This window comes from Amycolatopsis sp. NPDC059027 (genome assembly GCF_042739735.1).
In the GTDB taxonomy this organism is placed as follows: domain Bacteria; phylum Actinomycetota; class Actinomycetes; order Mycobacteriales; family Pseudonocardiaceae; genus Amycolatopsis.
Genome location: NZ_JBHYIK010000053.1, coordinates 1 through 13874 on the forward strand (window position 1 = coordinate 1; position 13874 = coordinate 13874).

Consider the following 13874-nt stretch of genomic DNA (forward strand, 5'->3'; position numbering starts at 1 on the left):
TCCTCTTATCCTGATTATCCTTCCGGGTCGTGGGGGGCCCCCCTTGGGGGGTTTTGGGCCCACCACGGGCCCCCCCCACGGACAATCCTGACCTGCGGAAAGAGAGCAAGGGACCTTTGCTATCGTCCGTGAGCGTGCCAACTATTAGTGTGCTAAGCAACGGTAGTAAAGGTCCCTTGCTTCCCCCCTCGCCCCAAAGCGCCCGCATGGAGCCGCGTGTTCAGGCGTCGCGGCGCTTGAACACCACCCCGCCGACCACCAGTGCCGCCGCGGCCCAGCCCGCGCAGATCACCGTCCCGACCCAGGACGCGTAGGGCGCGACCCCGTCGAACACCGGGTTCCGCGCCCCGGTTTCGATCATCCCGTTGAGACCGGCGATGCCCGGGAAGTAGTTCGGCACGTCGGGACCCGCGAAGCCCGCCAGCACCAGCGGCAGCATCAGCAGCAGCACGAACACCGTCACCATCGCGCCCGCCGCGCTCCGCAACGCCGTCCCGATGCCGAGGCACAGCAGTCCGAGCAGGGCGAAGTACGCGCCCATGCCCAGTACCGTCGTCGCGCCCGCGCCGAGTGAGGTCGGCAGCCCGTGTGGCCCCATCACCACCGAGGCCAGCGCCATCGCCGCGAGGGCCAGCACCACGCCGTAGCCGAACAACACCGGCGCCAGCACCGCGGACTTCGCGGCGAGCACTCGTGAGCGCACCGGGACCCATTGCAGCGTCGAGCGGATGCCGCCGCTCGCGTATTCGCTGGTGATGAACAGCGTCGCCAGTGCCACCACGGCGAACTGCGCCAGGTAGAACGCGCCGGTGGCCGCGACGCCGTGGGCCCCGGTCGGGCGGTCGTCGGATATCCGCTGCGTGACACCGAGGATCACCGAGAAGCCGAGGATCAGCACGACCCCGCTCGACAGGCACCACCAGGTCGCGCGCACCGACCAGAGTTTCGTCCATTCCGAGGCCACCGCGCCGGAAAAGCCGCCGCCGGCGTGCACCTGCGTCGTCGTCATCGTGCCCCCTTCAAGAAGCCGCCGAAGAAGTTCGTCAGGTAGTCCCGGTAGAAGTCGAGACCTGCCGACGAGTCGATCGAGCCGTACTGGTTCCGCAGCTGTTCCGGCGGCAGGCTGCCCCGCAGGCCGAGCTGGTCGACGAGGATGCCCTCGTCGGTCCCCGTCGAGTGGCCGCTGTCCTCCAGCAGCAGCCGCTGTTTCCAGCCGGTCAGCCGCGGCCAGTTCTCGGTCCAGCTCGCGCCGTAGGCACGGCTGCCCAGCGGACTCTCCAGCACCGCGAACGGTCGGTCGATCGACACGGGGGCGAACAACGGGCCGTCAAGGTCCACGCCCGCGCGGATCCGCCGGTCGGCCGTCATCGCCGCCGCGGTCGCGGAACCACCCGCCGAGTGCCCTGCCATCCCGATCCTCGCCGGGTCGATCGGCCAGCGCCGGTCACGCAAGAGCGTGTCAAGCACGAAGGAAACGTCCGGCACCCGACCGGCGATCGCACGCGGCCACGGATCCCCGGACTGTCCACAAGGGATACACGAGAGCAGTCGTCCGCCGGGGAACTCGACGCCCCAGCCTTCGTAGGCGTGGTCGATGCCCGCGACGACGTACCCCTTCGACGCGAGCCGCTCCGCCAGCGCCGTCAGTGTCGACCGGCTGTTGCCCGCACCCGGCGAGAGCAGCACCAGCGGACGTCCCGGAGACGGCAGCACCGGCGCGTTTTCCCGCGCGTGGACGCGGACCCGCGAAAACGTGTCCGGCGGCAGGTCGAGCTTCCGCCCAGCGACCGACTCGGCGGACTCGGCGGGCGTCATCCAGGTCGACGGCTTCCCGGCCGGCACCGCCGGGTACCACATCGACACCATCAGCTCGCGGCGTTGCGCGGGCCGCCACGGGTCGGCCCGTCCGGTGTCTACGAGATGTAACACCTGCCGCCCGATCGGGTAGGGCCCACCAGGATCGGGCAAGGACAGCGCCGGAACCGCGGAAGCGCTCGCGGACACCCCCAGAAAGCCCGCCAGCACAACGGAAACCAGCACGAGCAGCCGTCGCGCGATCACGCCGCCACCCCCGTCCCGTACTCGACCGACGACGCGGTCAGTTCCATGTACGCCTGTTCCAGCGACGCCGTCCGCTCGGCCAGCCCATGCAGCCGGACGCCCAGCTCATGCGCGAGATCGCCGACCGTCCCCACGGTCACCTCGTGGGCGATCAGTTCCGCCGCGCTGGTCACCTGGGTCGTCACGCCTTCCGCGCGCAGCCGCTCGTCCAGCTTCCGCAACTCGGCGGGCACCGGCATGCGCACCGCGACCGTGCTCCGCGAGTTCGCCGCGATGAACTCGTCGATCGTCGCGTCCGCGAGAAGCTTTCCCTTACCTATGACCACGAGCCGGTCGGCGGTCAGCTGCATTTCGCTCATCAGGTGGCTCGACACGAACACCGTCCGGCCCTCCTCGGCGAGCGAGCGCATCAGCTGCCGAACCCAGCGCACGCCGTCCGGGTCGAGGCCGTTGACCGGTTCGTCGAACATCAGCACGCCGGGATCACCCAGCAACGCGCCGGCGATCCCGAGCCGCTGCCCCATCCCGAGCGAGAACTGCCCGGCGCGCTTGCCCGCGACGTCCGTGAGCCCGACCGTCGCCAGCACCTCCTCGACGCGCCGTGCCGGAATGCCGTTGCTGCGCGCCATCGCCAGCAGATGCTTTCCCGCGCTGCGTCCCGGATGGAGCGCCTTCGCCTCCAGCAGCGCGCCGACCTCGCGCAGCGGATGCCGCAGCTCGGCGTAGCGCTTGCCGTCGATGAGCACCTCGCCCGCGTGGGGCGCGTCGAGCCCGAGCGTCATCCGCATCGTGGTCGACTTCCCGGCGCCGTTCGGCCCGAGGAAGCCGGTCACCCGGCCCGGCGGGACGGAGAACGTCAGATCGTCGACGACCGTCTTCTCCCCGTAGCGCTTCGTCAGTCCGCGAAGCGTGATCATGAGACCTCCCGGTTTCTTTGCCTGCCACGGAAGTCTGCGAGAACGCGGTACACCGGGACATCGGCCGACGGTCGGTGCCGACCCCCGACTTTCGGCAGGGGCAGGCGGCGGGCACCCGTAGGGGAAGGCACAATCGGCCCATGATCACCGGTGCCCGGCGGGTGAGCCCGCTCGACGTCGTCATGCTCGTCCTGGCGGTGTTCTCCGTCGGCCTGCTCGCCTATGTCACGTTCTTTCCGCATTCCGAGGCGAAAGCGCACGTGATCTTCGTCGTGGACACGTCGGTCTGCGGCGTCTTCGCGCTGGAATTCCTGTGGCGGTGGCGCAAGAACGGCTGGGAGAAGGGCTTCCCGCTGCGCAACTGGTACGAGATCCTCGGCATGATCCCGATCGCGCATCCGGCGCTGCGCGGATTCCGGCTGCTGCGCGTCGTGGTCGTGCTGGTCCGCCTCGCCCGCACCGCCGATCGCGCGTTCGGGGAACTGTTCACCCAGCGGCTGGTCGAGCGGCTGTCCCGGCCGATTGTGCTGGCGATCAAGAAACCCATCACGCTCGCCGTCATGGACGAAGTGGTCAAGGTCGTCGAGACCGGCAACTATCCGCAGAACCTGGCGCGGTCACTCGGCGACCACCGCGAAATGCTGCGCGAGATCATCGCGGAGAAACTCAAAAACGACCCGCAAGCCGGGCGGCTGTCCAGACTGCCCTTCCACGACGAGATCGTCGGGTCCGTTGTGGACACCGCGATGCGGGTCGTCCTCGAAGTTCTCGTCGACCCGCGGATCGACGACTTCTTCGCGCATGTCGTGCGGGAGAACCGGGAGCAGATCCGTCAAGCGGTCGAGCTGGGGCTGCACGAGGACCACGACAACGAGGAACTCGCGGCCCGGCTGCCGACCACGCCGCAGTACGAGCTGGGGGGAAACCACCGAGGGACGCCCTTGGTGCGTTGAGTGCGACGGGGGCGTCCCTCGGTGCGGCCAACGCACCAAGGGCGTCCCTCGGATCAGCGCCGCCGCGTCGTGTGCCGGGTGGGGGCCGCGGTCGTCGGGTCCTCAGGCCACGGATGCCTGGGGTAGCGGCCGCGCAGGTCCGCGCGCACCGCGGCGTACCCGGTGCGCCAGAACGACGCCAGATCGGCGGTGACGGCGGCCGGGCGCCCGGCGGGGGAGAGCAGGTGCAGCAGCACCGGAACCCGCCCGTCCGCGACCTTCGGCGTCTCCGTCCAGCCGAACGTTTCCTGCAGTTTCACCGCCAGCACCGGCTGATCACCGTCGTAGCCGACCCGGATGTGCGAGCCCGACGGCACTTCGAGCCGGTCCGGCGCCAGCTCGTCCAGCCGGGACGCCTCCGGCCACGGCAGGATCCCGCGCAGCGCCGCCCCCGCGTCGATCGTCGCGAGATCGGCACGCCGCCGCGCCCGTGAAAGGTCCAGCCACGAATCCACAGTGGACAACAGGGCGGCGTCGTCCACCTCGGGCCACGGTGCGCCGATGGCCCGGTTCAGGAACGCCATCCGCTCGCGCAGCCGGGTTCCGTCCGACGTCCACCGCAGCAGCCCGAGGCCTTCCTCGCGAAGCCCGGTCAGTAACGCCTCACGCACCGCAGAGGGGTCCGGTTTGGACAGTGCGCGCTCGGCAAGCGTGATGGCGCCGAGCCGTCGGACGCGACGTGCCACGACGTCGCCGGCGGACCAGACGACTTCGTCCACTTCGGACACGAGGTTCGGTGCTGCGCGCGTGGCCAGCGGCAGATCCGCCGCGGCCGCCAGCCGGATCGTGCCGTGCGCGCGGCCGGGATCCCTGGTCGCCTCGGCCACCGCCAACCATTCGACGTCGCCAAGGCCGCTGCCGCGCGGGAGCTCCGCCGCGGTCCCGCCCGCCATCAGATACACCGGCGCCGTTCCGGCACGCCGCCGTGCCAGCCGTTCGGGATGCGCCAGCGCCACCACCAACGCCGGGTCGGGGCGACGCCCGGCGCCGTCGTCGCGCACCAGACCGGAAAGCCTTCGTACCTCGGCCTTCCAGCGCCGCGCTGCCTCATCGCCACCGCCACGCAGACGTCGCAGTTCCGCCTCGACATCGGTAAGTGAACCGCCGACGTCGAGCAATGCGACGACCTCCGCCGCGTTCCGCGCCCCGACCTCGGCAGCTCCGTCGAGCAACGCGCGGGCCAGCCGGGGATGCAGGCCCAGTTCGGCCATCCGGCGTCCGCGCGGGGTGACCGTGCCGTCCGCGTCCGTCGCGCCGAGGGCGATCAGCAGAGCGCGGCCCGCCGCCAGCGCACCCTCGCCGGGTTCGTCCCACCAGGCCAGCCCGCCTCCGTCCGGAGTGGACCAGCAGGCCAGTTCGAGCGCGAACCGCGCGAGGTCGGCGGTGCGGATTTCCGGTTCGGGATACGCCGGGAGTGTCGCCTGCTCGTGTTCGGCCCAGCATCGATAGGCGCGTCCGGCGGCCTCGCGCCCGGCACGCCCGGACCGTTGTTCGGCGACTGCCGCCGAAACCCGGACCGTGGCGAGCCCGGGCAGGCCGCGCCGGTGATCCACCCGCGGCACCCGTGCCAGCCCCGAGTCCACGACCGCCCGCACACCCGGCACGGTCAGGCTCGATTCGGCGACCGCCGTCGCGAGCACGACACGACGTCGTTCACGAGGCCGCAACGCGTCGTCCTGGTGCGCAGCGGAAAGCCGTCCGTGCAACGGTAGTACGTCCACTCCGGACAGTCCGCCGAGCAAAGCCGAGGTGCGTGCGATCTCCCCGGCGCCAGGGAGGAATGCCAAGACGTCACCGTCTCCTTCGGACAGTGCTGTGTGGACGATCCTGGCGACCGTCGCTTCCGGACGTTCACCACGCGTCGGCGGCCGGTAGGACATCGTGACCGGGTACGTCCGTGCTTCGGCAGTGAGCACCGGCGCGTCGCCCAGCAACGCCGCGAGTCGCCCGGCCGCGACCGTCGCCGACGTCGCGAGCAGCCGCAGGTCCTCCCGCAGGCCCGCGCGGACGTCCAGCAGCAGCGCGAGCAGCAGGTCCGCGTCCAGATGACGTTCGTGGCATTCGTCGAGCAGGATTGTGGCCACCCCCGGCAGTTCGGGATCGGCCTGCACCCGCCGCACCAGCAGCCCGGACGTCACCACCTCGATCCGCGTCCGCGCCGACACCTTCCGGTCCCCGCGTACCGAATACCCGACGGTTTCGCCGACCCGCTCGCCCAGGATCGACGCCATCCGCGCGGCGGCGGCCCTGGCGGCCAGCCGACGCGGCTCGGCGACGATCACGCGCCCGTCATCGGACGCCAGCGCGAGCGGGACCAGGGTGGTCTTCCCGGTGCCGGGCGGCGCGACGAGGACGGCGGTGCCGTGCTCGGCCAGCGCGGCGGTGACCGCGGGCAGCACGGGGCGGACCGGCAGATCCGGCAGTTCGGCGCGGATCACTGCTCGGTGACCTCGGGCGGGGCGGGGATCGGGTAGCCGGACGGCCCGATGTTGGTGCTCAGCGACCGGCGCCATTCCCCACCGGAGATCATCTTCTGGATCGCCTTGCCGACCGCTGCCTTGCCGTCGGTGTCGTTCTTGCGCAGCCCGACGCCGTATCTCTCGGTCGAGAACGGTTTGCCGACGAGACGCAGCAGTTCGGGATCCTGTCCGACATATCCCGCGAGGATCACCGCGTCGGTCGTGATGGCGTCGATCTGCCCGGCGAGCAGCGCCGTCACGCAGTCCGGGTAACGCGGGTACTCGACGAGCTTCACGGCCTGGGCGTACCGGTCGCGGACCTGCTGGGCCGGGGTGGACCCGGCGACCGAGCACAGCTTGCGCCCGTTGAGGGTCTCCGGGCCGGTGATGTCGGGGGAAGTACGCCGCACGAGCAGATCCTGCCCGGTCACGAAATACGGCCCGGCGAAGGCCACCTGCTGCTTGCGTTTGTCGGTGATCGAATAGGTCGCCACGACGAGATCGACGACGCCGTTGGCGAGATCACTCTCCCGGGTGGCCGAGGTGGTCTCGTGCCAGGTGATGTTCTGCGGCTCGACGCCCAGCTCACCGGCCACGAACCGGGCGACGTCGACGTCGAAGCCGACGAAACGTCCGTCGATCGTGCGCAGCGAGAGCCCCGGCGCGTCGAACCGGATCCCGATGGTGAGGTGATTCCCGGCACTGGCCTTGGCCACCACCGAATCGCCGGGCGCCACCTGCTTGGAACCGCAGCTCACGCAGGTCAGCAGTAGAAACGCGAGGGCGAGGAATGCGCGTAGCCGCATCCGTCCACTCCGTTCGCCGGCTTCGAGGACTCACCTTGTTCTCAGGTCAAGCGGCTAGCCTATGCGCGTGTTGCGACCGTCCCAAGCCGTGCTCGACACCGTCGGCACGCTCGCCCGCCTCGGGCTGGCGGCCGTGTGGCTGGTTTCGGGTGCGCTGAAGATCAGCGAACCGGGCCAGACCTACATCGCGGTTCAGGCCTACGACGTGCTGCCGCACGGGCTGGTCGGGCCGGTCGCGACGATGCTCCCGCTGCTGGAACTGCTGCTCGGGCTGTTCCTGCTGGCCGGGTTGTGGACGCGGCTGGTGGCGGGCGTGTCGCTGCTGCTGTTCCTGGTGCTGATCGCCGCGATCGCCCAGTCGTGGGCACGCGGGCTGAGCATCGACTGCGGCTGCTTCGGCGGCGGCGGGCAGGTGGCGCCGGGGCAGACGCAGTACCCGCAGGAGATCCTGCGCGACACGGGCTTCCTGCTGCTCGCGGTCTGGCTGCTGGCCCGGCCGTCGACGTGGTTCTCGGTGGATCGCTGGCTCGGCCGCGGTCGCGGGAACTCGGCCGCACCGGAGCACGACTACTCCGAGGTACCAGAAGGAAATTGAGGTAGGAACAACAGTGGGTGGAGCTGAGCGCGGCGCTCGGAAACGTCGTCAGCAGGAACAGGCCGCGCGCGCGGTCGCACAGGCGCGGGGTGCTTCCGGTGACCGGCGGAAGGTCATCGTCACGGTCGTCGCGATAGTCGTGGTCGCCGTCGCCGTGATCGGCGGGGTGATCTGGATCAACGCGTCGAAGAACACGACCGAGAAGCAGGCGATCAACCCCGGCACGTCCAGCGCCCCGGCCACGCCGCCGGTGGCGGGGGTCGTCGAGAAGCGCGACGGCGTCGTGGTGCAGACCGGGAAGCCGGACGCGAAGGCGTCGATCGACGTCTACGCCGACTTCCTCTGCCCGATCTGCGGCGAGTTCCAGAAGGCCTACGGCCAGCAGCTCGAGCAGGCCGTCAACTCCGGCCAGCTGCTCGTCCGCTATCACATGGTGCCGCTGCTCAACAAGAACTCGGACCCGCCTGGCTACTCGCTCGACTCCGCGAACGCCTCGCTCGCCGCGGCCGACGCCGGCAAGTTCACCGCCTATCATGACGCGCTGTTCAAGAACCAGCCGGAAGAGGGCGGCCGCGGTTACGACAAGGGCCAGCTGATCAAGCTGGGCCAGGACCTCGGGATCACCGATCCGAAGTTCGCCGAGGCGATCAACTCCGGCGCCTACAACCAGCAGCTCAACGACGCCTTCCAGCAGACGCTGAAGGACCCGAACCTGGAACAGACCTTCCCCGGCGGCAAGAAGGGCTTCGGCACGCCGACGGTTCTCGTGGGCGGCAAGATCGTCAACTGGCAGCAGCAGGGCTGGCTCCAGCAGGCGCTCGCCGGCTGAGCCGATCCCGGCATTTCGCCCACCCGGGCACGGTCGGTGGTCTACTCTGGACCCGCAGTGGCGAGGGGAACCAGGGCAGGGCCGTACGCGTCGCACCCCTGGACGGACCACAGGAGGGGTGGAGTGGACGGCACGCACAAGGGTTTCCACGTCGAGGAGGGTGCGTACGAACGGTACGCACGCCAGGTCGACCCGCTGGGTGACGACGTCAAGGGCGCGGCCGAAAAGCACGTCGGCCCGCACGTGACCCTCGGCGGCCACGGCTTCTCCGAGATGGGCGGCGAATCCGGGTTCTCCGGCGCCTACAGCGGCCGCATGCGTGCGTTGCAGGAGCGGATGAAGAGCATCGGCGGCAACTGGCAGCAGGTCGGCGACGCCTCGCGCCGGACGCAGGCGAACTACGCGGCGGTCGAGGACGAGCACGGCCAGACGATGCACCGGCTGGGCAAGGACCTCTCGTGACCGGGCACGTCGACCAGGTCGTCCAGCACGGCCTGCACACCACGAACCAGTTCGCGCAGAAGCTGCGGCACGACCCGGCGGCGATCAACGGCGCCCGTGACGGCCATGTCGCGCTGCAGACGTCGATGTCGAAGGCGCAGGACCACGCCGGGGCGCAGCGGGTCAACCTCGTCAACGCCAGCTCGGGCAACACCACCGACCGTGCCACCGCGACCTCGCAGAGCCTCGAGAAAGAGGTCCAGTCCGTGCTCGACGAGAGTGCGGAGATCGAGAAGGCCGTCGCAGAGGCGGCCGAGGCACTGCACGTCGGCGAGATCAAGAACGACCAGGTCCGCGACCAGATCATCAAGGAGATCTCGGCCTCGATGAAGGCGCTCGCGGCGGTGAACACCATCCAGCCGCCGGAAAGCCGCGCGGCCGCCTCGCGGGACATCCTCACCAAGCTCCAGGCGAAGATCGGCGAGCTGACCGGCCAGGCCGCCACGTTCAGCGAGCAGACCATCAACCAGCTCACCGACATCGGCACCAAGCTCGGCGGTGGCGAGTCGACGTCGGCGAGCAGCGCCTCGACCACGCACGTCGGCTCGCAGTTCAACAACAACTCCGGCTACTCCGGTGGGGGCGGCGACGGAGGCGGCAGCGGCGGTGGGGGAGGTGGCGGCGGCGGAGGCGGCGGTGCGCACAAGCCGCGCCTGCCGGTCGCGATCCCGCCGCAGCCCGGCACCGGCGTCGACGTCAACCTGCCCGGCGGCAAGACCGTCAAGGCCCCGAACGAGACCGCGGCGAAGGCCGTGCGCGCCGCGTTGTCGCAGCTCGGCGTCCCGTACGTATGGGGCGGCACCGCGCGCGGGCAGGGGCTCGACTGCAGCGGGCTGACCATGACGTCGTACAAGGAAGCGGGCCTCCAACTGCCGCGCACCGCGGCCCAGCAGACTGTCGGCGCCGAGGTCCCGTCGATGGACCAGCTGCTGCCCGGTGACCTCGTCGTGTGGTCCGGGCACGTGGCGATGGTGATCGGCGACGGCCAGATGGTCGAGGCGGGCGACCCGGTGCAGGTCAGCAAGATCCGCACCACCAACGCGGGGCAGTCCTTCATCGGCTTCTACCGGCCGACTGGCTAATCTGGGCAACGTGGCTGAATTCGACATCGACCTCGCGTCCGCGCGGGTCGCCGAGCAGGTGGAACGCACGGCCCGCGAGGCCGGCGAACGCTTCGCCAGGAGCGGGCCGGTCGTCGGCCGCGCCGAGTCCGGTGACGGCGCGGTCAAGGTCGAGGTCGCGCCGGGCGGGCTGCTCACCGGGATCGAGCTGAGCCGTTCGGCGCTGCGCTACGGCTCGGCCGCGCTGGCCGAGCAGATCTTCGAACTCGCGCAGCGTGCGACCCGCCGCGCCGGAGACCGGATGTACCACCAGCTGGCGCCGGTCCTCGGTCCCGACGACGAGAACCTGAAGTCGCTGGGCTTCGAGCCGATCCCGGAGGACGACGTCGACGCCGAACCGCCCGCCGGGTACTACGGGAGATGAGCACGGTGGACCAAGTCCCGGTCACCTCGACCACCAGACAGCTGATCGACCAGGCCCGCGCCCGGCAGGACGCGCTCGCGCAGGTCGAATCCCTGATGGCACAGGCACGCGGCACCGCGCACGACGTCGACGGAACGATCGAGGTCACCGTCGACGCGCGCGGCAAGCTGCAGCGGCTGTGGCTCGCCCCGGACGCGGTGAACTGGGGCCACGACCGGCTCGGTTCGCTGATCGTCGAGGTGTCCCAGGCCGCGATGCGCGAGGCCACGCAGGACAGCTACAACAAGGTCGCGCTGCTGCTCGGCGAGGACATGACGTACATGATCGAGCAGATGTCCGGCATGCCCGCGCCCGCGCGGGCCGAGGACGACGATCCGGGCATGACCGTCGAAGAATTTCAGCGGCAACGCGCACAGCGGCTCGGCGAAGCCCCGCCCGCGACGCATACGTCCACTGTGGACACTGCGAGCGCCGCGCACGAAGACGATGACGCGTACTGGGAATCCTTCGACCCGGCCTCGCTCCGCTCCGACCGCTAGTTCGGCGCGGCCAGTTTTTCGCACAACGCCGGCGGAAACTCCGGCTCCACCGCTTTGACCTCGGCGCAGCCGCCGTCTTTCGCGCCCGCGAAGCTCTTCCAGCCGTTGCCCGCCCAGTGGTAGAAGACCCGGTTGGCGCGGCGCGTGTTCTGGCACGCCGGCGCGCCTTCCGCGGGCGGGCAGTCACCGACGTGCCGGTCGAGGTCGAGGACGAGCCAGTTCTGGTCGCAGCCGCGGAGATCGCGGGCCCCGTGCAGGCGGTTGACCGGGACGTCGGCGCTGAACACCGTCTGGTTGATCCACGGCTCGGCGCAGTGGTCAGCGGGTGGGACGCAACCCAGGTATTCGTCACAGTGGCCGTACTCGGCGCCCTTCCGGTGCCAGGCCTGGCCGCTGTTGAGCGAGATCGCGCGGTCCCCGATCGGCGATCGCGCGGTGAGCGGGACGTCGATTTGTTCCTTGCGCGGGCAGGCTTCGCGGGCCAGCGTCGCACGCGTGCTGTACACGATGTTGGCGTAGACCGTGTCGTTTTCTTCGGTGACCTTGTCGACATGCGGTGAGCGCGCGCAGTCCGGCTCCCCGGCGGGCACGGTGGCCCGCGCGACCACCACGTTCGGCTCCGGGCCGGGACGCACGGCCGTGACCTCGGCCTGAAGGTCCCTCCACACCGTTTCCGCCGCGCCCGCCGGGGCTTCGCCGGTGTCGGACGCCGGTGCACGCGTGGCGGCGAAGACAATGCCGCCCACCAGCAGCACGCCGAGCACGACCAGCATCGGTGGCGCGAATCTAGGCCATTTGCTCATTCTCGTTCCCCCTCGTCACACCGAGTCGCCGATTCTCCGCTCGATCGGCTGGACTTCCCACGCGCCGGTTTTCCGGCGGTCCGCACGTGGAGATCATGGACGCTCCGGTCCCCGATGGAAAGGTGAAAATTCCGCCATGGCACCGACGAGAACCGTACTGAGTGCCGCTCTCGCGCTCCTGATCGCGGCCACGGCTGCGGCTCCCGCGCAGGCCGCCGAACCGCGCGACGAGGTTGTGGGCTCCGCGGTGTTGCCGAGCGGCGACGACTACCCGTACCGCGACCAGCCCGACGTCGTGGACCGATGGGCCTTCTATTCCGGGCAGGACACGTCGTTCGTGGCCTGGCGGATGGAACAGCTGACCGGGTACTTCCACAATTCCATGTCCCGCAACGGAATCGCCGGGCACTGGGGCAACGCCCCGGAGTGGGCGGCCAACGGGCGCAGGCTCGGCTACGACGTCGACCGGGTGCCGAAGGCCGGTGCGATCGCGCAGTGGGATCCCGGGAAGCTCGCTCCGCCAGGACATGTCGCCTACATCGCCGCGGTGACGGGTGACCAGGTGACCGTGGAGGAGTACAACTGGTCGACGCCGCTGCGGTACAGCACACGGGTCGTGCCGTCGAGCCAGCTCAGCTGGGTGATCCACTTCGCGCCGGGAACTTAGCCGCGACGTCCACAAAGGACTTGACCCGTGCGGTTTCCCCGGCGCGGCGCCACAGTACGCCCCAGCCGACGTCGGGGGACCCGCGGAACGGGACGAACGCGATCCGCGGGTGACTGAAATACGTCGTCGCGTGCGCCGCGAGCGGACAGATCCCACCGCCGTTCGCGATGACGGCGAGCAGTTCCTGGAAGGTCTCCAGCGGCTCCCCGCGTTCGATGGGCTTGCCGCCCGGGGTGTGCCACGGCTCCGGCGGGTCGATCCAGTACGGCGCGGGTGGATTCGCCGCGCGGAGCACGCGATCCTGGGCAAGATCTTCGAGAGTGACGTGCTCGCGTCGCGCGAACGGATGCCGGGCCGGAACGGCGAGCACCATCGGCTCGGTGTACACGACCGGCCCGGCGACGAGATCCGTTTCGTTCACCGGGAACAGCGTGATCAGCGCGTCGATGTCACCCGCGCGGAGCATGCCGAACGGGTCGGCGAAGTCGACCTCACGGATCTGCACCTCGCAGTCCGGATGTCGTTCGCGGAAGGCGTCGAGCAGATCCGCGACGAGATCGGCGACGCCGGGCGCCTCGAAGCCGAGGCGCAGCACCCCGCCGATCCCGCGCCCGGCGGCCACCGCGCGGGCGATCCCGTCGTGAATGCCCTGGTACGCGGGCGCGAGATCGGCACGCAACCGCCGCCCGATCGGAGTCAGCTCGACCCGGCGGCTCGTGCGCGCGAACAGCGGCGCGCCGATGCGGCGTTCGAGCTGCTTGACGCTCTGGCTGACTCTGGCCTGCGAGACGTGCAGACGCTCGGCGGTGCGCCCGAAGTGCAGTTCCTCGGCGAGCGTCAGGAAGATCTCGATGTCCCGCAGTTCCATAACCTCCATGTTATCGATCGGCCCGGTTTCGCGCGTTGTTCGGGCCTCGCTCCGGCGAGAAGGTGGAGAGGTCGAAGAGACCTTCTGAACAGGGAGAACACAAGATGCGCGCACGGATGACGAACCTGCCGAAGCTGGTCGCCGGTGGCTACAAGGCGATGGTGGCGCTGGAGATGTACCTCGCCGGGACGAACCTGCCGAAGAGCACGTTGGAGCTGGTGAAGCTGCGGGCGAGTCAGATCAACGGCTGCGGCTTCTGTGTCGACATGCACGCCCGCGACGCGAAGAAGGCCGGGGAGACCGACGAACGGCTGTGGTCGGTCGCCGCGTGGCGCGAGGCGCCGTACTACAC

16 protein-coding genes are annotated in these 13874 nt (G+C 70.1%); 9 read left to right on the forward strand and 7 right to left on the reverse strand.

The genetic code is table 11. The features are described from left to right. Positions 1–220: 220 nt before the first annotated feature. The 3 genes from ACFWY9_RS30930 to ACFWY9_RS30940 are packed head-to-tail and all read right to left on the reverse strand — an operon-like array spanning position 221 to position 2978. Positions 221–1009: an ABC transporter permease subunit gene (locus ACFWY9_RS30930; RefSeq protein WP_378340526.1), complete on the reverse strand. Its 789-nt coding sequence runs from the start codon at positions 1007–1009 to the stop codon at positions 221–223. Continuing rightward, positions 1006–2061 (reverse strand): alpha/beta hydrolase family protein, encoded by a 1056-nt coding sequence (locus ACFWY9_RS30935; RefSeq protein ID WP_378340527.1) that lies wholly within the window; start codon positions 2059–2061, stop codon positions 1006–1008. Before ACFWY9_RS30935 ends, ACFWY9_RS30930 begins: the two co-directional genes overlap by 4 nt. Continuing rightward, the gene (locus ACFWY9_RS30940) at positions 2058–2978 is read right to left on the reverse strand and encodes an ABC transporter ATP-binding protein (protein ID WP_378340528.1); all 921 of its coding nucleotides are present in this window, start codon (positions 2976–2978) and stop codon (positions 2058–2060) included. The genes ACFWY9_RS30935 and ACFWY9_RS30940 overlap by 4 nt, the downstream gene beginning before the upstream one ends. Positions 2979–3118: 140 nt before the next feature. Here ACFWY9_RS30940 and ACFWY9_RS30945 point away from each other — a divergent pair, with 140 nt between their 5' ends. Then, entirely contained in the window at positions 3119–3931 is an 813-nt protein-coding gene (locus tag ACFWY9_RS30945) for an ion transporter (RefSeq protein WP_378340529.1), read from the forward strand. A gap of 53 nt (positions 3932–3984) precedes the next feature. Here ACFWY9_RS30945 and hrpB read toward each other — a convergent pair whose 3' ends face one another. Beyond that, positions 3985–6408 (reverse strand): ATP-dependent helicase HrpB, encoded by a 2424-nt coding sequence (hrpB, locus tag ACFWY9_RS30950; protein WP_378340530.1) that lies wholly within the window; start codon positions 6406–6408, stop codon positions 3985–3987. After that, positions 6405–7235, reverse strand: coding sequence for a glutamate ABC transporter substrate-binding protein (locus ACFWY9_RS30955; protein WP_378329904.1), 831 nt, complete (start codon positions 7233–7235; stop codon positions 6405–6407). Before ACFWY9_RS30955 ends, hrpB begins: the two co-directional genes overlap by 4 nt. Before the next feature lie 88 nt (positions 7236–7323). Here ACFWY9_RS30955 and ACFWY9_RS30960 point away from each other — a divergent pair, with 88 nt between their 5' ends. The 6 genes from ACFWY9_RS30960 to ACFWY9_RS30985 all read left to right on the forward strand — a co-directional run bounded on the left by ACFWY9_RS30960 (position 7324) and on the right by ACFWY9_RS30985 (position 11184). After that, positions 7324–7830 (forward strand): MauE/DoxX family redox-associated membrane protein, encoded by a 507-nt coding sequence (locus ACFWY9_RS30960; protein WP_378329914.1) that lies wholly within the window; start codon positions 7324–7326, stop codon positions 7828–7830. Positions 7831–7843: 13 nt separating this feature from the next. Continuing rightward, positions 7844–8659, forward strand: a complete 816-nt coding sequence (locus ACFWY9_RS30965) for a DsbA family protein (protein WP_378329903.1) — start codon at positions 7844–7846, stop codon at positions 8657–8659. Positions 8660–8782: 123 nt separating this feature from the next. Next, on the forward strand, positions 8783–9121 hold the full coding sequence (locus tag ACFWY9_RS30970; RefSeq protein WP_378329902.1) for a hypothetical protein: 339 nt from the start codon (positions 8783–8785) through the stop codon (positions 9119–9121). Continuing rightward, positions 9118–10242: a C40 family peptidase gene (locus ACFWY9_RS30975; RefSeq protein ID WP_378340531.1), complete on the forward strand. Its 1125-nt coding sequence runs from the start codon at positions 9118–9120 to the stop codon at positions 10240–10242. Before ACFWY9_RS30970 ends, ACFWY9_RS30975 begins: the two co-directional genes overlap by 4 nt. A 10-nt stretch (positions 10243–10252) precedes the next feature. After that, positions 10253–10645, forward strand: a complete 393-nt coding sequence (locus ACFWY9_RS30980) for a YbaB/EbfC family nucleoid-associated protein (protein ID WP_378329900.1) — start codon at positions 10253–10255, stop codon at positions 10643–10645. Then, on the forward strand, positions 10642–11184 hold the full coding sequence (locus ACFWY9_RS30985) for a YbaB/EbfC family nucleoid-associated protein (protein ID WP_378329899.1): 543 nt from the start codon (positions 10642–10644) through the stop codon (positions 11182–11184). The genes ACFWY9_RS30980 and ACFWY9_RS30985 overlap by 4 nt, the downstream gene beginning before the upstream one ends. Here ACFWY9_RS30985 and ACFWY9_RS30990 read toward each other — a convergent pair. Continuing rightward, a complete protein-coding gene (locus tag ACFWY9_RS30990) occupies positions 11181–11987 on the reverse strand; it encodes a hypothetical protein (RefSeq protein ID WP_378340532.1) in 807 nt (268 codons plus the stop codon). The genes ACFWY9_RS30985 and ACFWY9_RS30990 overlap by 4 nt on opposite strands. A gap of 136 nt (positions 11988–12123) precedes the next feature. On the opposite strand from ACFWY9_RS30990, the gene ACFWY9_RS30995 reads away from it, so the two are divergent. After that, a complete protein-coding gene (locus ACFWY9_RS30995; RefSeq protein WP_378329897.1) occupies positions 12124–12654 on the forward strand; it encodes a CHAP domain-containing protein in 531 nt (176 codons plus the stop codon). Here the strand turns inward: ACFWY9_RS30995 and ACFWY9_RS31000 are convergent. Next, complete coding sequence (locus ACFWY9_RS31000; protein WP_378340533.1) at positions 12620–13522, reverse strand: LysR family transcriptional regulator; 903 nt, start codon at positions 13520–13522, stop codon at positions 12620–12622. The genes ACFWY9_RS30995 and ACFWY9_RS31000 overlap by 35 nt on opposite strands. Positions 13523–13626: 104 nt before the next feature. On the opposite strand from ACFWY9_RS31000, the gene ACFWY9_RS31005 reads away from it, so the two are divergent. Next, a partial coding sequence (locus ACFWY9_RS31005; RefSeq protein WP_378340534.1) for a carboxymuconolactone decarboxylase family protein occupies positions 13627–13874 on the forward strand: 248 nt, incomplete at its 3' end.